11 protein-coding genes and 8 pseudogenes are annotated in these 18,212 nt (G+C 59.1%); 9 read left to right on the top strand and 10 right to left on the bottom strand.

Going from position 1 to position 18,212, the window contains the following annotated elements:
- Positions 1–104 precede the first annotated feature (104 nt).
- The 3 genes and pseudogenes from MESCI2_RS1000000138085 to MESCI2_RS1000000138565 all read left to right on the top strand — a co-directional run.
- On the top strand, positions 105–494 hold the full coding sequence (locus tag MESCI2_RS1000000138085; RefSeq protein WP_155936661.1) for a 4'-phosphopantetheinyl transferase family protein: 390 nt from the start codon (positions 105–107) through the stop codon (positions 492–494).
- 707 nt (positions 495–1,201) lie between these two features.
- Positions 1,202–1,993, top strand: coding sequence for an SDR family NAD(P)-dependent oxidoreductase (locus MESCI2_RS0124200; protein ID WP_027038784.1), 792 nt, complete (start codon positions 1,202–1,204; stop codon positions 1,991–1,993).
- Between the two features lie 308 nt (positions 1,994–2,301).
- A pseudogene (locus tag MESCI2_RS1000000138565) lies at positions 2,302–2,502 on the top strand (IS21 family transposase); the annotation flags it as partial.
- Positions 2,503–2,516: 14 nt separating this feature from the next.
- Here the strand turns inward: MESCI2_RS1000000138565 and MESCI2_RS0124195 are convergent.
- A pseudogene (locus MESCI2_RS0124195) lies at positions 2,517–2,750 on the bottom strand (transposase domain-containing protein); the annotation flags it as partial.
- Between the two features lie 306 nt (positions 2,751–3,056).
- Between MESCI2_RS0124195 and MESCI2_RS0124185 the strand changes: the two are divergent.
- Entirely contained in the window at positions 3,057–3,236 is a 180-nt protein-coding gene (locus tag MESCI2_RS0124185; protein WP_027038782.1) for a hypothetical protein, read from the top strand.
- A complete protein-coding gene (locus MESCI2_RS1000000137315; RefSeq protein ID WP_027038781.1) occupies positions 3,223–5,295 on the top strand; it encodes a recombinase family protein in 2,073 nt (690 codons plus the stop codon). The genes MESCI2_RS0124185 and MESCI2_RS1000000137315 overlap by 14 nt, the downstream gene beginning before the upstream one ends.
- Here MESCI2_RS1000000137315 and tnpC read toward each other — a convergent pair.
- Positions 5,275–6,633 (bottom strand): annotated as a pseudogene (gene tnpC / locus MESCI2_RS01000000135370) (IS66 family transposase); the annotation flags it as partial. The gene MESCI2_RS1000000137315 and the pseudogene tnpC sit on opposite strands and share 21 nt — an antisense overlap.
- A 69-nt stretch (positions 6,634–6,702) precedes the next feature.
- Positions 6,703–6,936, bottom strand: a pseudogene (gene tnpB / locus MESCI2_RS1000000139315) (IS66 family insertion sequence element accessory protein TnpB); the annotation flags it as partial.
- Positions 6,937–7,116: 180 nt separating this feature from the next.
- Here tnpB (MESCI2_RS1000000139315) and MESCI2_RS1000000137310 point away from each other — a divergent pair.
- Genes MESCI2_RS1000000137310 through MESCI2_RS0124155 form a run of 3 tightly spaced genes read left to right on the top strand, consistent with a single transcriptional unit; the run spans position 7,117 to position 10,288 of the window.
- On the top strand, positions 7,117–8,355 hold the full coding sequence (locus MESCI2_RS1000000137310; protein WP_027038780.1) for a site-specific integrase: 1,239 nt from the start codon (positions 7,117–7,119) through the stop codon (positions 8,353–8,355).
- On the top strand, positions 8,352–9,284 hold the full coding sequence (locus MESCI2_RS0124160; protein ID WP_027038779.1) for a tyrosine-type recombinase/integrase: 933 nt from the start codon (positions 8,352–8,354) through the stop codon (positions 9,282–9,284). The genes MESCI2_RS1000000137310 and MESCI2_RS0124160 overlap by 4 nt, the downstream gene beginning before the upstream one ends.
- Complete coding sequence (locus MESCI2_RS0124155) at positions 9,281–10,288, top strand: tyrosine-type recombinase/integrase (RefSeq protein ID WP_027038778.1); 1,008 nt, start codon at positions 9,281–9,283, stop codon at positions 10,286–10,288. Before MESCI2_RS0124160 ends, MESCI2_RS0124155 begins: the two co-directional genes overlap by 4 nt.
- 86 nt (positions 10,289–10,374) lie before the next feature.
- On the opposite strand, the pseudogene tnpB (MESCI2_RS0124150) reads toward MESCI2_RS0124155, so the two are convergent.
- Together tnpB (MESCI2_RS0124150) and tnpA are read right to left on the bottom strand one after the other, a co-directional pair.
- Positions 10,375–10,491 (bottom strand): annotated as a pseudogene (gene tnpB, locus MESCI2_RS0124150) (IS66 family insertion sequence element accessory protein TnpB); the annotation flags it as partial.
- Complete coding sequence (gene tnpA / locus MESCI2_RS0124145) at positions 10,488–10,868, bottom strand: IS66-like element accessory protein TnpA (protein ID WP_276325627.1); 381 nt, start codon at positions 10,866–10,868, stop codon at positions 10,488–10,490. The gene tnpA and the pseudogene tnpB (MESCI2_RS0124150), both read right to left, overlap by 4 nt.
- Before the next feature lie 97 nt (positions 10,869–10,965).
- Between tnpA and MESCI2_RS01000000135350 the strand changes: the two are divergent.
- Positions 10,966–11,583: pseudogene (locus MESCI2_RS01000000135350) on the top strand (IS21 family transposase); the annotation flags it as partial.
- Between the two features lie 4 nt (positions 11,584–11,587).
- On the opposite strand, the gene MESCI2_RS0124135 reads toward MESCI2_RS01000000135350, so the two are convergent.
- The 5 genes and pseudogenes from MESCI2_RS0124135 to MESCI2_RS1000000137305 form a co-directional block, all read right to left on the bottom strand.
- Positions 11,588–12,346, bottom strand: a complete 759-nt coding sequence (locus MESCI2_RS0124135) for a class I SAM-dependent methyltransferase (RefSeq protein ID WP_032901273.1) — start codon at positions 12,344–12,346, stop codon at positions 11,588–11,590.
- Between the two features lie 690 nt (positions 12,347–13,036).
- A pseudogene (locus tag MESCI2_RS01000000135345) lies at positions 13,037–13,411 on the bottom strand (IS110 family transposase); the annotation flags it as partial.
- Between the two features lie 91 nt (positions 13,412–13,502).
- Positions 13,503–15,041, bottom strand: a complete 1,539-nt coding sequence (locus MESCI2_RS0124125) for a M81 family metallopeptidase (protein WP_027038775.1) — start codon at positions 15,039–15,041, stop codon at positions 13,503–13,505.
- Between the two features lie 668 nt (positions 15,042–15,709).
- Positions 15,710–16,999, bottom strand: coding sequence for an ATP-grasp domain-containing protein (locus MESCI2_RS01000000135340; RefSeq protein ID WP_050596662.1), 1,290 nt, complete (start codon positions 16,997–16,999; stop codon positions 15,710–15,712).
- Between the two features lie 541 nt (positions 17,000–17,540).
- Positions 17,541–18,197 (bottom strand): annotated as a pseudogene (locus MESCI2_RS1000000137305) (IS110 family transposase); the annotation flags it as partial.
- Positions 18,198–18,212 lie beyond the last annotated feature (15 nt).

The following is an 18,212-nucleotide window of genomic DNA, read 5'->3' as shown; positions in this document are numbered from 1 at the left end:
CCCGCCCCATTGACGGCGCTGTGGGAGCGCAAATAGGGGGAGGCACTTTACCAATGCACTGATCAGGCAAGGATATGTGGTGGGCGAGCTATAGGCGGTGACGCATGCGGTCGCAGCGCGGTACAATCGACGTTTGGGTTTTCCAGCATTCACGGCTGATGATCCCAATGTTATACATGCGTGAAGTTCTAAGCCAAACTGAGCGGGAAAGAGCCGAAAAAATCCGTCCCTCAAATCTGCGGCTTTCATATCTTCAAGCAAAGTTTGCTTTTCGGACCATCCTTGCTGCGCACTTGCATGTTCCGGGGCGAGAACTCCAGATCAGTGTTTCGCGCTTCGGCAAGCCTCGATTGCCGGTGAGCGATATTGAGGTGAGCCGGTCTCACAGCCAGGATTGGTCCGCCGTCGCCATGTCAGCCATGGGCTTGATCGGGATAGATATTGAGCGTTGGCGCCCCTTGGCAAATTGCCGCCAATTGGGCCGCCCATTATGACTGACCAAGAAGTCAGGATTTTCGAAGGTGTTTCGCGCGAGCCTGCGAGAAGATTTCTGGAGCTGTGGCCAGAAAAGAGGCTATACTGAAATGCGCAGGTCATGGTCTCGGGCAAGACCCGCGAACTTTTCACGCGGGCTGGGATGAGCAGCCCGTGCAATTTGGTGCCTTGCCTTATTATCTTAATGCGCTCCCTGTCGGCGGGCGCTTGGTAAGGCATCTAGCATCGCATGATCGCCAACAGATCATCATGCGTACTTTGCCATCCCAATTGACAACAAATTTTTCATAACTTCTTTATAATAAGTGCACGGAATTTCTCTATCAGAACTAGCTGATTCCAATTATAACCACAACTAACCTTAAATCCAGGAAGGAATTACAATATTAGGCGTGCGCCCAGATCGCCACGATTCAAAGCGGCTTCAGCCAGGAAAATACCGTCAGCCCAGACCAGCCGGAGGTCTATACCAACTGCAGTGCCTGCAGTCGTACCGCTGAGATCACGGCTCCCCAATGCCTGACTGTGACCCGCTGAGAGAGCCCTCGCAAGAGACCTCAAATTCGAGGCCGAGGGGCTGTCGCGAAAGGCGGGACTCAGATCCAGACTGCTCGCAAATTCGGTGTTTGCGATGTTTATAGCTTGTGCGCCACAGCCGTTTGCGCGTCCCGATTCTCATCAAAGGTCTGAAGCGAAGGAAGACACCATGGCCAAAGTAGCAATTGTGACAGGATCGGCAACGGGTATGGGCGCGACCTGTGCCATCGACCTCGCTACACGGGGCTGGAACGTCACGATAAATTATAGCCGAAGCAAGAAAGAAGCCGACGAGACTTATGCCAAAGTCAAAGCGCAAGGTGCTGAAGCCATCGTTGTGCAAGCCGACGTGGGGCAGGATACAGATTGCCGTAAATTGGCTGCCGAGACCCTGAGCGAATGGGGGCGCATCGACGGCCTAATCAATAACGCCGCGACCACAAAGTTCCAAAAAGCCGGCGATCTCGAAGACGTCACACCGGAGGACTTCGACCGCATATTTCGCGTGAACACCACAGGCGCTTTCATGATGAGTCGTGCTGTGTTTCCGGCCATGAGAAAACAATGGGAGGAAAGCAAAGAACGAGGCGCGATCGTGAATGTGTCTAGCAGTGCCACTCTTACCGGCAAAGGTAGCTCACTGCCCTATGTGCTGTCGAAGGGGGCGCTAAATACTCTAACCCCCATGCTTGCACGCTGGCTGAGCCCTGCCGTTCGGGTGAATACCATTTCTCCCGGCCTCATCCAGACCCGTTGGATGCTGAATGGGGTCGGCGAAGTTGAATATAGTAAGATGAAACAAGACGAGGAACAACGAACGCTTCTACGCCAGGCGGGCACCCCCGAACAGATGTCGGAGGCTGCACTGTTCTTTCTGATTGAAGCGTCAAACATTACCGGTCAGATCACTGTTGTCGATGCCGGCAGCCATCTTGGACTGCTGCCGAGGCCTTGGAGCTAGAGTTAGCTAGCAATCCAGTCCGGCAAAATACTTCATGGCAGCTCCTTCCTGATGTTTGTGGCGATCTACATCGACCACGTTCTCACATCCCGACAGGAGCAGCCGCCCTCATTTCTGCTCGGGGCGACCCTAATCATATGGCATGATCGCGGAGCATCCAGCGCTCAGCTAAACTGCTGACGTTGATCTCGCCATGTGGAGATTGGAATAATGAAGCACTTTTCGTGAGCAACCTTTCGGAGGTGCTGGACGCTTCGGCCGACAAACTCAGCGGTCTACAGGATGCCTGTTCAAAACGAGGAAGCCTGATGCCAACCAAGAGATTGTCGATGCGCCGGATCAGAGACGTATTACGAGTGAGATTGTCCCAGGGTCTGACCGAGCGCGTCATCGCGTGCACGCTCGGGACCAGCAATGGCGTCGTCCACGGTTACTTGCGACGCGCTCGTCTTGCCGGGCTGAGCTGGCCGCTGCCCGAAGGGATGGATGACGAAGGCCTTGAGCTGCTGCGTAAGCGGTGTTCTCAGGCCACGGCCTTGAGCTCGAGCTTGTTGATGTAGACCCAAGGCAGGAGATCGTCGATCTGGCTGTTGGGGTGACCGTTGACGATCCTGGTGAGGACATCGGCGAGATAGCCGAGCGGTTCGACACCATTGAGCTTGCAGGTTTCGATCAGCGAGGCGATGACTGCCCAGTGCTCGGCACCGCCGTCGGAGCCTGCAAAGAGGGCGTTCTTGCGGTTGAGCGCCATCACCCGTTCATTGTGCCCATGTCGGGGACGAGCTGGAAGTTCATTATCGCTGGCATCCATATTTTGGCCGAAAGGTCAGCGTGCGGCGTGTGGAGCAGCGGGTAACTGGCCAGTTTGTCAAGGTGCAATACCCATCGGGCATTGTTGTATCGATTCCAGGCTGGATGGTGGATTCGGCCGCTTGCGCGGGCATGACGTTTGGCCCGCCACAGGTTGATCTCACGGCCCTGTCTGATCTGAAGAGGCTGGTCACGCCGGCCGCTGTTTCCACAAACTTCCCGAGCGAGAATGGAATCGCACGGGAGAAAGTCGATGAAACAGCACAACGTGCCTGCACCGACCTCGGACAGGCAGATGAGCCTGATATTCGAACCCCACAGGCTGGAGGGGATGAGCAAAGTGGAGCGGGCGAAGGCCTTGCTGACGCTCGCCCAAATCCTCATGCAGGCCGCCGGTTTGGTCGTCGAGGAGCTCGATGATGACCAGCACTGATCTGATCCCAGCTGCGCTCTTGAAGCGCAAGGCCGTCGTCTATGTGCGCCAGTCGACGCAGTCCCAGGTCATGACCAACCTGGAGAGCCAGCGACGGCAATATGATCTGGTCGACATTGCGCGACAGCGCGGCTTCGCCGATATCGAAGTCATCGACGACGATCTCGGCCGATCAGCAAGCGGAACAGTGGCGCGCCCCGGCTTCGATCGGCTAGTTGCATGGTTGTGTGCGGGCAAGGTCGGCGCCGTGTTGTGCCTGGACGCATCGAGGCTCGCACGCAATGGGCGGGACTGGCATCATCTGCTCGAGTTGTGTGGACTTGTCGAAGCCCGCGTCATCGACCACGATGGCGTCTACAACCCCTGCCTGCCTAATGATCGTCTGCTCTTGGGCATGAAGGGAAGCATCAGCGAGTTCGAACTGGGCGTGCTGAAGGCACGAATGCTCGAGGCCGCCAGATCGAAGGCGCGCCGGGGGGAGCTGCGCCTGTCGGTACCGTTCGGTTACATCTGGCATCGCGAAGCTGGGCTTGGGCTCGACCCAGATATACGGCTGCAGGAGGTAATCCGGCTCATCTTCGCGCGCTTCCGTGAACTCGGCAGCGCGCGCCAGGTGTTGTTGTCGATGACGGCGGATCAGACCCACTTCCCTCGGCCTTCTGATGAGGGCCGCATGACCAGCTTCGTCTGGTTGCCGATCCGCTATCGCAATGTCATCGCCGTTCTCAAAAACCCCTTTTACGCAGGTGTTTACGTTTACGGCAAAAGCGAAAAGCGAACCTCCATTGTCGACGGGCGAGCGCGGCGAAGCTACGGGCATGGCAAGCCTGTCGGAACCTGGGAGGTGATGATCAAGGGTCATCACGAGGGTTATGTCAGCTGGGATGAGTACGAGCGAAACCAGAAGCAGCTGGCACTCAACAACTACGGTCGCGCCGGCGGTGTAAAATCGGGCCGCGGCGGGAAAGCGCTGCTGTCAGGCATCATGACGTGTGCACGGTGCGGGCGGCGACTGAGCGTTGCCTATACCGGAAATCCGCAAAGTCGACCTGTCTATCGCTGCGACAAGCCAAACCTGATGATGGGCTTGCCCAGGTGCATGACCTTCGGCGGCCCACGGGTTGACGCGGCTGTTGCGCGTGAGCTGTTGCGAGCGGTAGAACCGTTGGCGATCGAGGCCGCGTTCGAGGCGGAGCGGATGCACCGGGAACGACAAGATGATCAACGCCAGATCCTCGATCTGGAACTTCAGCAGGCCCGTTACGAGGCCAATCTTGCTGAGCGCCGCTACGCTGCCTGTGATCCTGACAATCGCCTGATAGCTGCGCAGCTGGAGAAAAGCTGGGAGACCACGCTGCGCCGCTTGCGGGATCTTGAAACCCGCCAGCCTACTGGCAGGCCACCGGCCATTGAGGTCGATCCCAGTGCCTTCGCCAATATGGCAGAAAACCTGTCAGCAGCCTGGAATGGACCTGATGTGACGATGCGTGCGCGCCAGCAGCTGCTACGAACCTTGATCGCCGACATCATCGTCGATGTCGACAACGCGGTACGGGACGTCGTGCTCATGATCCATTGGCGGGGCGGCCAGCACTCAGAACTGCGGGTTCGCAAGCCTCGAGCTGGCGAGCACGGTTGCGCGACGACCGACGACGCTTTGGCGGTGATGCGCAGCATGGCCGGTCGCTGGTCTGACGAGCATATCGCCGCCTCGCTCAATCGAATGGGATTACCCACCGGACAGGGAAAAACGTGGACGGCGCACCGCGTCTCTTCTGTTCGGCGCGTGCGTGGAATCCATGCCTATCGATCCGCTGAAAAAGACGGTGAATGGCTCACGATGACCGAAGCAGCAAAGGCCTTAGGCGTCACAAACCACGCGATACGGCGCCTTATCAAAACCGGCGTTCTTCCTGCTGCACAGGTTGTTCCTGGCGCACCCTATCAAATCCGTGCCGACGACTTGGCGTCGGGGTCGATCAAAACGGCGGTGGCCCGAAAAGGTCGCCCGTGTCGCGTTGCCGACGTGGACACGCTTCCAATGTTTACAGATACTTGACGAGGGAGTGCATAATGACTCACGCATCGCGATCGGACGGATTGAGCGTTCGACCACGTTGCTGTCGATCTCGATGCGGCCGTCGTCAAGGAAGCGCGAGAGCCCTTCCCAGCGTGAGAGCGTGTAACGGATTGCCTCTGCGAGCTTGGTCTTTTGACTGATTAGGCCGAGCTTCTCACGCAGCCATGGGTCGAGTGCCGCGATGATTGAAGCACTCTTTTCCTGGCGCGCAGCACGGCGCTCGTTGGCCGATCGGCCGCGGATGGCGTCCTCGATCTTGTAGAGCTCGGCGATCCGTCTCAGCGCCTCGCTGGCAATCGGCGCGGGACCAGCTGCTGCCAGTTCATAGAAGCGCCGGCGGACATGCGCCCAGCAGAAGGCGAGCGTGACGCCGCTTTTGTCGGCCAGCACGCGATAGCCGCCATAGCCGTCGACCTGCAGGATTCCGGTGAAGCCTGCGAGATGAGCGATCGGACGCTCGGCCTTTCGGTCCGGCGCATAGACATAGGCGACGCCCGGCGGGTCGCTCCCCTCCCATGGTCGGTCATCGCGGGCATAGGCCCAGAGTTGGCCTGTCTTCGTCTTGCCGCGGCCCGGATCGAGCACCGGCGCGGTCGTCTCGTCGGCGAACAGTTTTGGCGAGGACTTCAGCTTGCCAAGCAGCCGCTCATGCACCGGACGCAGATGCCAGGCGGCGCGGCCGACCCAGTCCGCGAGCGTGGAGCGATCGAGATTGATACCCTGCCGGGCGTAGATCTGCGCCTGACGATAGAGCGGAAGGTGGTCGGCATATTTTGAGACCAGCACCTGGGCGACCGTTGCCTCGGTCGGAAGACCACCCTCGATCAGTCGGGCCGGCGCGGGAGCCTGAACCACGACGTCCTCACAGGCGCGGCAGGCATATTTGGGCCGGCGCACGACGATCACACGCAGCTGCACGGGTACGATATCGAGCCGCTCGCTCACGTCCTCGCCGATCCGATGCAGGCCATTGCGGCAACCCGGACAGGCATGATCCTCGATGTCGACGACCATTTCCACCCGCGGAAGATGGGGTGGCAACGCGCCGCGGTTCGTCCGGCGCTTCCTGGCGCGCTCCAGACGCTCTGCGGGAGATGCTTGTTCGTTCTCTTCCTCGTCGGCGGCCTCGATCTGCTCGGCCTCTTCGAGCCCCAGCAGCAACTGATCCTCGGGAAGCGTCTCGGCACGCCGGCCGAAGCGGTGACGCTGCAATTCCTTGATGATCTGAATCAGACGGGCATTCTCGACGTCGCGCGCCAGGACCATCGCCTTCAGCGCGTCCGGATCGTCGGGAAGCTGGTCAGCCGTCATCGCCATGAGCGGATCAGACCATATTCGCCGACAGCCCGCGACAGCGGAATCCAGGCTGATTCACTTCGTCGCGGGTCAGCCCGCCTGGGCTGGAACGCGGGTCCGGCGCGCCTCGTGGACTCGCCGCCAGTCGAGACCTTCGAGCAGCGCCGAGAGCTGCGCGGCCGTCAGCCGCATCATGCCGTCATGCACTTTCGGCCAGCGAAACTCCCCATCCTCCAAACGCTTGGCATAGAGGCAAACGCCGGTGCCATCCCAGAAGATCAGCTTGATCCGGTCAGTCCGCTTCGCCCGGAAGACGTAGACGGCCCCGCTGAACGGTTATGTGGCGCGCCACATAACCCTTCTTATGCGTCGGGCGAGATTATGTGGCGGAGCCGCCCTGACCCCCTTTCGGGCCGGCCAAACCCAGCTTGCCTCCGCCACATAATATCTCATGCCTCTCTCATGGCGCGGGATTCCCCTGTGCCACAACGCCGGAGGGGCAGAATGCTCGAGTTCTATTTTTCCTATTGTGGGGTGCTCAAGCGCCTGCGTAGCGGTGCACTCGGTGGCGAGATGGATCGCCTCGCGGAGCATTTTTTCACCCTTGGTTACAAGCGAGCGTCCGCCAAGATTTACCTGAGCCGGATTGCGCGCTTTAGCCAGTTTGCCGCAACGCGCTGTGGTCGGATGCCGATCCATCAAGATGTCGTCGACAGCTATTTATGCACGTTTACTACGGATTCTCCACGCATTGGGGCAGCATCGGCGCTGGGACATGCACGGCGAGTGGCTCCGGAGCGCTTCATTGCTTCCGCTCCCAAGGTAGATGATGATCCGGATACTCCGCTTCTGACCTCATTTTCCGACTATTTGCGCAAGGTGCGAGGACTTGAGCCGAAGACCCGCGAAGGCGTTCTTCTGGGCGGCCGCCGCTTTCTGGATTGGTTCCGCCATCACCATCCCGGTCAAGATCTCGAGGCGTTGACGGCTGAGCACGTCCTCGCTGCTGTCGAGCATCGGCTGTCGCTATCGGCGACCACCGGCACCCGCACGGCAGCGACTTCTCACATCCGAACATTTCTTCAGTTTTTATGTTGGGCTGGCCACCATGACCAGGATCTCGACCGCGTCGTCCCAAGGACGCCTCATTGGCGTTTGGCGCATTTGCCGCCGCGCCTTGCATGGGATGACGTTCGGCGCGCAATCGATGCGATCGGCGCAACGACGCCGGTCGACATCCGCGATCGAGCCGTCCTGCTGCTACTCGCCACCACGGGCATTCGCAACGGTGAGCTACGCGCCATTCAGCTGCAGGATATCGACTGGCGTGCTGGCGAGGTTTCTGTCCGGCGCACCAAGGGCAAGCGGGATCGGGTGGCGCCGCTGCTCGAGGAGACTGGCGCCGCGCTCGCCGACTACGTCCTGCGCGCTCGACCGAAGGTGGATAGTCCGTATCTGTTCCTGTCCTTCACGCCGCCCGTGGCACCGTTCAAATGCGCGTCGCCTGTTTCGAGGATCGTGCGGAAGCGGTTGCGACATGGCGGGGTTGAACTCGGGCGGGTCGCAGGTGCGCATCTCCTGCGCCACAGTCTTGCCACCCAGCTCGTCAAGCAGCGAAGGCCGATCAACGAGGTCGCCGATCTCCTGGGACACCGCAGCATCAACACAACGGCGCTGTACGTAAAGGTCGCGACCTCGCAACTTGCCGAGGTCGCACTCCCCTTTCCGGGAGGCGTGGCATGAGCGCCTTTGCCCGATTCCTCGGCGAGAAGGCCGAGTGTTACATCGAGCTACGCCACTCCCTCGGCTATGCCTTCAGCAAGCAAGCCGGCACGTTGCGGGCTTTCGCGAGGTACGTTGAGCGCGCTCAGTTCGATGGGCCCGCCACTCGAACGTTGGCGCTGGATTTCGCCCTGTCGTTCAGCGGCGCCGCCAACAGCCGCGTCACTCGTCACGGCGTGCTCCGCCGGTTTTACGAGTATCTCGCCGTCTATGACGTGCGAACCGAAGTCTTGGAGCGCAGGGCTTTCCCCCGATCCAGAGCGATTCCGCCTCCGCGTATTCTCAGCGAGGCTGAGTTGACGTCACTCATCGACGCATGCGCCCGCATTTCGCCTAGCATCCCTCTGCGAGGGCGGACGATGGCGACGCTGATCGGATTGTTGGCGAGTTCGGGGCTGCGATCGGGCGAAGTAGTCGGGCTTGATCGTTCCGACGTTGATCTCACCAACGGGGTTCTCCTCGTTCGGAAGACAAAGTTCCGCAAGGATCGTCTCGTTCCAGTTCACACGACAACCCAGGCTGCCCTTGGTTGCTATGCCCGTGAGCGCGACGCCGCTTTCCCCATACCCAAGGATCAGGGCTTCTTCCTCAGTTCCCGGGGCAACCGCCTCTCGGCGACCGGCCTGCAAAACGGCTTTGCCGAGGTCCGTAAACTCGCCGACTTTGATGGCGGTAAGCCGTTAAGGCCGCACGATCTCAGGCACCGGTTTGCCGTGACCCGCCTCAGCCTCTGGCACCAACAGCGCGCAGACGTTCAGGCGCTATTGCCTTTGCTCGCCACATATCTCGGCCACGTTAGTTACAGCGACACGGCCTACTACCTCACGGGCTCGGCGGAGCTCCTCGCCATCGCGGCTGAGCGTGCCGCCCTCGATGGAGGCGCAGCATGAGCGAACACCCGCTCCTAGCGCCGCTCCTGGAGTCCTATTTCCGCCGGCGCCTGACCAAGCAGCGGAACGCGACTCCCGCGACCGTGGCCAGCTATCGGGACGCCTTGCGCATGCTGATCCTCTTTGCCGCCGCCCGATTGCGGAAGAAGCCGGCGGCGTTGGCGCTCGAAGAGCTTGATCGAGACCTCGTTCTCGCTTTTCTCGACGAACTCGAGGAGAAGCGGAACAATTCCGTCACCACGCGCAACGCCCGCTTGGCCGCGATCCGATCTTTCTTCCACCACGTCGCTGCCGCCGACCCGGCGTCCTTCGGCGTCGCCCAACGCGTGCTGACGATTCCCATTAAACGGACGCACATTGAGGTGACGTACCACCTCACCAAGGCCGAAGTGGACACCCTCATCGCGGCGCCCGATCCAAAGACGCCCCGTGGTCGGCGCGACCGAGCCTTTCTGCTCTTCTTGGCACGGACCGGCGCCCGGGTCTCCGAAGCCACCGGCGTCAACGCAAACGACCTTCAGTTGGAGCGGCCGCACCCACAAGTGCTGCTGCGCGGCAAAGGGCGCAGAGACCGCGTCGTCCCCATTGCTAAGGACCTGGCGCGGGCGCTAACATCTTTGTTGAGCGAGCGCGGGATCGCCCATCACGAGCCGCGACCGATATTCGTCGGCGCCCGCAACGAGCGCCTGACTCGTTTCGGAGCGACCCATATCGTGCGGCGTGCGGCCACCGAGGCCGTGCCTACCAGGCCGGCCTTGGCCGACAAGCCCATATCGCCGCACATCTTCCGGCACTCCCTCGCCATGAAGCTCCTCCAGTCCGGCGTGGACCTTTTGACGATCCAAGCCTGGCTCGGGCACGCACAGGTCGCCACGACCCACCGCTATGCCGCAGCGGATGTCGAGATGATGCGCAATGGACTCGAGAAGGCGGGCGTCACCGGCGATCACGGCGTGCGTTTCCGACCAAATGACTCCGTTCTGCAACTGCTGAACTCCATCTGAACATTATGTGGCGGAGGCAAGCTGGGTTTGGCCGGCCCGAAAGGGGGTCAGGGCGGCTCCGCCACATAATCTCGCCCGACGCATAAGAACGGATCGGCCCCCATTGTCTCTCGCACCAGCGCCGCCAATCCCTCCGCACCCTTGCGGAAGTCGACGGGCTTCGTCGCCACCATGACCTTGACCGCACCCGTCGGCCCGATCACGACGTCGCCTTCAGCGCGCGGATCACTGCGGCCACCGTCTTGGTATCGGCGCCCCGGCCGACGCGCATCGCGATGCCGTCGATCTCAAGCTCGATCATGCCGGCATCTCGGGTGGCTTGCCGTTTCCGCTGCTTCGGTGAACGGCTGGCTACAGGTTCCGCCGCCGCCACAACCGCCGGCACAAAGGCAGGAGAATCTTGCTGCACCGAAGCGACCTGTTTGCGCGCTTCGCGGCGCCAGGCGAAGACCTGCTGCGGCCTGAGACCATAACGGCGGGCGACCTCGGAAATGATCGCGTTCGGCTCCAGCGTCTCCGCGATGATCCGCGCCTTGTCATCCACAGACCACCGACGCCGACCGCCGGCACCGTTGATCACCTCGAAACGTCGAGGCTGCCGCTCCGGGTCAAGCGTAAGGTCAAGTCCAGACACAAGCCGATCTCCGATTCCAATGCAGAACCGGCAACCTCACAGATCGCGACCACTCCCGAAAGGTGGTCCGGAAACACCGCTTACGCTGCTGCTCTTCCCAGCGCCGATGGCGGCCTCGCAAAGCCCTCGCCCGCCGGTGCCCGATTGGAGCCGTGTGGAGAAGGAGTTGCGCCGGCGCGGCGTAACGCGGGTGCTGCTGTGGGAAGAGTATCGGGCCGCCAATCCAGACGGCTTTGACTATACCTGGTTTTGCACGACCTTCGAGGCCTGGAAAGGGCGCGCGCGCCCGACGATGCGCCAGACGCACCTGGGCGGCGAGAAGGTGTTTGTCGATTTCGCCGGCGACACCATCGACATCTTCGACCCCGTCACCGGCGAAGCGCATCCCATGAAGCTGTTTGTCGCAGCGATGGGCGCCTCCAACTATACCTACGCCGAGGCGTGCCCGAGCGAGAGCCTGCCACTGGATCCGTGTTCAAACGAACCTTTCACCTTTCTGGGCAGCGTGCCGAAGTTCGTGGTCTGCGACAATCTCAGGGCCGCCGTCACCAACCCCGATCGCTACGACCCCGGTTCAACCGGACTGTTCTTAGAGCGACCCGCAGACTCGCACTACCCGTCAGCGATAAAGCCTGTAGCAATACGCAATCGCCATGACCGCCAATTTACTTGTACGCGACGACGACGAGACGAGGGCCATAGGATGTAAACTCTTCGCCTTCCTGCCCATAGGCTTCAACAGAATCGAACCCCGCGCTTCGCAACATGCGAGTGCATTCGGAAAACCCATATTGTCTGATAGAAAGACGCATGCGTCTTACGCAACCACCGCGGACGACGATCCTTTCGTAGTTTCGACGATCGGTCAGCGCGTCGTTGTTGACTATATCGATTCTTAGATCATCGTCGCGCTCCACGATCTCGTAGGTAGGCGACTGCTCGCGCAGCAAAGAGAAGCGATTAATCTGATCGATTAGCAGACGCCCGCCCTTTCGAAGTGAAGCAGCGGCTTCATGAAGAACTCTCTCATTATCAGCTTCATCGAAATAGCCAAACGTCGTGTACCACAGAAAGGCCGCGTCAAACCGATCCCGCCAAGCGAGTGAGCGCATATCCCCACGAGTATACTCAACATCTACCCGGCGTTCAGCCGCATCCGCTTCGGCCTTTTTCAGCAAGGTCGGCGAGAGATCTAATCCGGTTACCCGCGCTCCTTTTTCCGCCAACCGGTTGGCAATCCTCCCATAACCGCATCCGAGTTCAAGAACTGAGTTGCCGTGCCTAAGGGAAAGAAGCTTCCAAATTGCCTCTACCTCCCGGTCACTTCTTTCAGGGGGATTGACCAAATCAGCAAAATACAAATAGTCGTCACTGAAGTATGATTCAAGTTCAGATATATTATGCGTAGTCGCTTCATGGTTCATGATGATTCTCCGAGTTGATTTACTAAATCGATCTCCTCTTCCATCCTGTACATTGTCACATTTCTCCATGCGCATTAAAAGTAAAATATCTATTATTGTTTTTTACATTTGTAAAATAGTCGACAGAGAAGGCCACCACAAAATCGGACGGTGGCATAATGGATTCCTGCCTGACGGCGGCGAGGTTTCTTGGTGCGAATCAGGAGCAGACATGACGAAGAGAAGCCGCCGGACGCATTCACCGGCAAAAAAGAGTCGGCAGACCACCGCCACAACCGATTATGCCAGCTGTTAGACAGCCATTCTTAACCTCTTCATGCGGCCGCCGCCCCGCAGATGTCCTCACTGGGAGAAGCTGCTCGCAGACTCATCAAACCTAAACTTTCAAAGTAGTGATTCTATAGTGGGCCCCCGTTCGTCAAGTCCCTCTGAACGATATCTCATCGCCCGGATCATACCGCACTTGAACTGCTCGCCGAGTTCCAGGCCAGTTACCCGGGACGATACAGCTTGCGACAGCTTTACACGCTGCCGAAGCGAGTAAGGGCATGGCGACAACTAGCAGTGCAGCGGCTCATCGGCGAGGCCAGTAGCCTAGCGCCATATGCTACTCTGAATCCCATGCCGGGCGAGCGGGTAACATTCTCGATGAGGCAAACAGTAACAAAATTACGTGAAGCAACACGACAGGAGCTTGGTGTACTCGCACCACAACGCCGTCCGCGCCGTCAGCATCGCACCAATCACCGTCTCCAAGGTGACGTGCCCTGCTGTCAGATCCCGGATGCGCGCCTCAAACTTTCCACGACCGACCTCTCCAACCTTTAGCCCATAGCCGCGCAAGATCCCGCGGATGCTCAGTTCAACGTCGAGAAGCTTGCCTTGCAGAAGCTTGCGTCCAACAAGAAGGGGTCGGCTATCCTTGCAAGTCACCGATTTGGCATGAACCGGGCGGTACCATCTCATCCGCGGCAGTTGGGCGATCCCGCGTGCATCTATCCGGTCGGTCTTTACCGTCATCGCCGAGAGCGCCGCCTTCACGTGCCGCGTCTCGAGCAAAACCGCATCGCTCAGTGTAGACGAGTGATCAAGGCAATCATTCCGTAAACCGCCACACGACGTACGCCCCTATCTACTCGACCGCGAGGCAATCCATTCAGCTTGGATCTGAATGTGCCTCCAATCTATAGTTGAGACGTCCTTGTCGAGCAAACACCTGCGATGGAATGATCGGATCAGCGTCGACGTCGACGTCAGGCCATACGCGCGCCCGCTTCTTTTCGAAAACACCCGGTAAATAATATGCGAGGCCGGGGCTTGCAAGGTACAAAGAAGTCGCCAGGCCGTTGAAATTGGCATTGAAGTGATACTGAGACTTGAGTACCACAAAATCCTGGTTCCTAACGTGGATGCCGTGCGATTCAAATACATTGGGATCACTGATGAAGCCAGGTTTCGATGTAGCGATAACCTGAAAGCGGTTGTCGATCTCAATAAGAGCCGTATCGCCCATCGCTGCTGACTCGCCGCCAAAATTGGGGCCGATAAGCTTGACGTCTTTGCGATTGATGACTTTCACGACGCCCACAACATCAAACGGCTCAAATTGCGGAGTCAGCTTGCCGCCGAGCCGCATCGCGAGGGTGGCTCCCACGCTAGCGGCATGCGCCTGCGCAACGGTTTCGGGATCGTGCACAGTCATCGCGCCTTTGAGGGGGCGCTTGTAGTTCATTGCGGCCTGAAGGATCAAAGTACTGTCGCCTGGCGCGCCGGCAAGCGTCCGATCTCCGAGGTCGGCAAGCGCTTTGGGTAACCGCTCCGGCCTTTCGGCCGCCGCATCGAGAGCCTCCTCGATGGTCAGAAGATCATCGTTGAAATCGTCGCGCCGCTCCCAAAATTCTTGGGCAAAGTTGTAGACGATTTCTTCCGCTTGGGGATAGCGTCCATTGCTCAGCAAGACCGCCGCTTGGCCCATATCCGTGAAGTCACCGAAGCGATAGGCGTTGTAAAGGCTGATATCAACTATCGCCGGCGTTGACTGCTCCAACACTCGAGCGCGCGCGTGCAGTTGCTTTAGTGGGTCCAAATGCGTCTCGAGCTTGCCCGGCGCGATCATGCGTGCCTTGGCGAGTGTGTAAACTGGATGGAGCCTGCCAGCAAGCACCTCAAGAACCAACTCGACGACACGTTTGCCGGTGTCGTAGTAGTCGTTGTGCGGGTTTTGTTTACAGGCGATGCAAATGTCCCCGGCTGATAACATGCTCGGCGTGATGTTCGCATGGAGGTCCAACCCTATGCCAATCACAACGCTCTCTCCTGCAACGGTTCGCAGATGGTCGAGGAAGTCACCTTCGACGTCGTCGAGCTCCGTTGTTCCCATTGCTCCGTGGAGATCGATGATAAGCGCGTGAGGTCTTAAGCCTTTAACCTGCTCTTCCCAAAAACGGCGTTGATCAAGGTAAAAACCATGATCGATCAGACCGCTCGGCGCGATCATCGAATCCGAGATGGGCAAGAGTTCAATGTCACACCGCTCTGTCAACGCGTCTACGATGCCGCCAAACGTTGTGCCGTTTCCCCGTGCTTCCCGAATCAATCTATCACCGCGCACGACCGTGATGCTTTCCGATATCGTCGGCCGCGCGTAGCCATGTGATTCATGAAATAGCCGCCCGACTGCAATTCGTTTTGTCATTTCCACCCTCCGCCAACGCATAGGCATTTTAAAAGCGAGACCTCTGCCTGCGCTTACTGAATTGCCGAGTGTAGTGCGACAATCAGGCAGGGTCGCGACAACTGGATGAGAATCTTGTGTCGCGGTTTTGCTGAGGATACGGTCCACTGGCGTTTCCAGCGAATGCACCCCAATTGCTGCCGCGTGACGGGCGATCTCGAACCAGTTATGGTAGGAGTTCCAGCAAAAGTGCCACGCGGGCCTCGCAGCGGCCCAAGACATAGCCGAGAGCTGCGAGAGGCGGATGCGGATATAAATATCCGTCGCGGTGATGAGAGCGGGTTCCACCCGTACGGCCCGAGCTGAAGATGATTGGAACCGCCGGTGTCAGTATCGGAATTGCTCGCACTGAGTAGGAGCGCCATTAAGCTCCGATTTCGAGCAACGCTTGGCTTCGGTTCTTGCCAGGTGCCGGCGCTAATCTCCAAGGAAATAGCATTATGCGTGCGGCGCTCAAGCAATAAGTCGGGGAGTCCTTCGATCCGAACCGACCTCGCGCGGAGCAATTCGCTATTCGCGCCGCCTGATTCGCAGCGTGCGAATCCTACGGCCCACGGTAGTTCGGCTACTTGCAACAGACTCTATTTCACTCGTGCTCTCAGTGTGACAATTCCAGCGGCGATCATCTCTCATTTTGGCGCTGCCTGGGTTTGTGCGGAGGACTGGTGCGCGTCAGATTGTCCCTGGCCGCCAACCGACGGAAATGGTGTGATCGACCAACTAATTAAGTCGATGGCTTGCTGAAGTATAGCCTCGGTCCGGGCACGGTTGGGTGAAGCGGCGATGACATGTCCGATGCGGTCTCGATAGTCGCCCTTCCTGACGATCGGCGCCTTGGGTTTGATGTACAATTTAACCTCGGTCACACCTGGCATAGCGGCTGCGCGACTGTCGCCATCGATCCAATCGAGGATGCCATCGCGATCAGCGTTTAGGCACTGCGCGGCCGCAATGTGCGAATGCCTTCTGCGCAAGTCCCATTCGTTGCCAATGACAAGCTTGATGTGCTCGGCGATGAGATCAACACCGCAGGCCGCCTGAACCAGCCGAGGACTGGTTCCACCCGGAATACGCGGATTGACTTCGATCACCACTGGACCACGCTTCGTCCGCCGGAGTTCAACACACATTGGCCCCCAGCCAAGGCCGAGAGCTGGCAAACAGGCCAGCGATACATCGCATATACGCTTACGCTCGTCGTCAGTTAGCGGAGCGGGGCAGGTGAAATGACGGAAGACGAAATACGGTGGGCGGTCGAAGTCAGCGGCGTCAATCGCAATGACCTTATTTCCCATTATATGAGCGCTACAATATGGGCCTTGTGCGAATTCTTCGACCAATATCCTTGGCGAAGACCGCCATGCGTGCTGCCCATCCAATAGATAGGTCGCATGTTCGGCCAGCTCATCGACATTGCGGCACAATCGGACACCGCTGCTGCCACTGCCTAGGGTTGGCTTAAGAACCACGGGCAGGCCGATCTCCGCGGCACAGCTTTCTACCTCCGCCGCATTCGATGCCAACCGATAAGCGGGTACTGGAACGCCGGCTTCCGCGAGGAGTTGACGTTGACTGAATTTGTCGCAGCATTGCTCAATCGATGCAGGGTTCGGTCCCGGTAAATCGAAATGCCGGCAGAGCTTGCCGACCGTCGCATAAATTGACTCGTCCGCGCCCGAAAAGCCAGTAATGCCAGCAATGTCAAGGGTCGCACCCAACCGGGAACATTCTCGGATCAGCTCATCAAGGTTGTTAGTGTCGACTTGGATTGCATCAATGCCTTCGGCCGCAAGATAGTCGTACTGAGTTGGATCAGCCGACAGCGTAATTGGATGAAGATCAAGTCGCCGAGCCGCGTTCACGTACAGCAAACCAATACTCCCATGACCTTCAAGCAGGACGAGTGATTTTCTTGCCATTGCCGTCGATCCTCCGTTGCATGCTGGTGCGCTCTGAACGTAAATCGGCATCGGTATGAACAAGCCCGAGGAGGCCATCTCTCGTCGAGCTTTGCAGCCGCGCCTGATTTCAGCCTTTGTGGCGAAGGTATCACAGGCAGATATCTGCGGTTGCAAAGACTCTATAAACTTAGTTGAAGGATCTGTTGCAACGCTTTCGCTGCCGCCGGCGCGACACGAAGGCACTGACTGAGCAGGACGCCGATCTCGATCTACCAGGATTCTTTGATTGGGGTCGTTGAGGTTAAGCTCCTGCTGATAATTTTCCGGACCATGTCGCCCCGCGGGTCACTCGCTTCTCTTCGCGGTCGACGTTAGGCCGCCGCATGATGGGGTCAGTAGAGCGAGGCGTCTCAATCTGTTGAACGACCTTAGGAGAGTTCGTCCCAGGATCGTGCCTGCTAACGAGATCGCCTTGCCCATCCTCCCCACGAGAACGATCCGGCTCACGCCCTTTCGGTATCAACTCCTCCTTCGTTGGTCCGTTGTGCCTATTCATGGCCTATACGGAGCGGGGTGCCTTGCCAAAGCGGAATTCTGTCGCATCGCTCCACATGCGATGCAGGATGACAGCGAGCTTGGGGGGCAACAGCAACTCGAGCTCGGGCCGTACCGCGCCGCTTGGCGACTTTCATACCCCACGCTCTGAGGCTCGACCATTTCTTGCTGAGCACAAGCAGCGAATGAGTCGCTTCATGGGCGAGCTCGTCACCGCATCGGCTTACCTTGCCCTGAATGTCCGTCTCGCCAGATTGATAGCGCGCCGGGGTCAGACCCAAATGCGCTCCGACATCCCGGGCACGGACATGAGGCGCCGGCAGACTTGCTCCTTGCGGGCGATATTGAGGACCTGCTTTGTCAGCCGCACGAACTCGCGCAACATCGTTGCCACGATCGCCAGAAGCGGCTCGACAAGCGCCATGATGACCGTATCTGCGCCAAGTTCGCGCACGCGATGGGCGAAGGCTGCGCGGCCTGGAGTGCCGAGCTTGATGCCGACCTCCCGCAGAATCGCCCTGACGACGTTCTTGACGGTCCGCATTTCATTGAGGACCGTGCGTCGTGCGAGGAGGAGGGATCGCCAGAGCCGACACTGCTGGCTCTTCACATGCACCTGCCGATACCAGCCGGTGCGCATGATCTGCGCCAAGGCGCGGGCGCCGCCTATGGCGAG

It is taken from the genome of Mesorhizobium ciceri WSM4083 (assembly GCF_000519305.1).
Lineage (GTDB): Bacteria > Pseudomonadota > Alphaproteobacteria > Rhizobiales > Rhizobiaceae > Mesorhizobium > Mesorhizobium ciceri_B.
The sequence above is the reverse complement of the archived record's forward strand: the minus strand, read 5'-3'. Positions and strand labels throughout refer to the sequence as shown.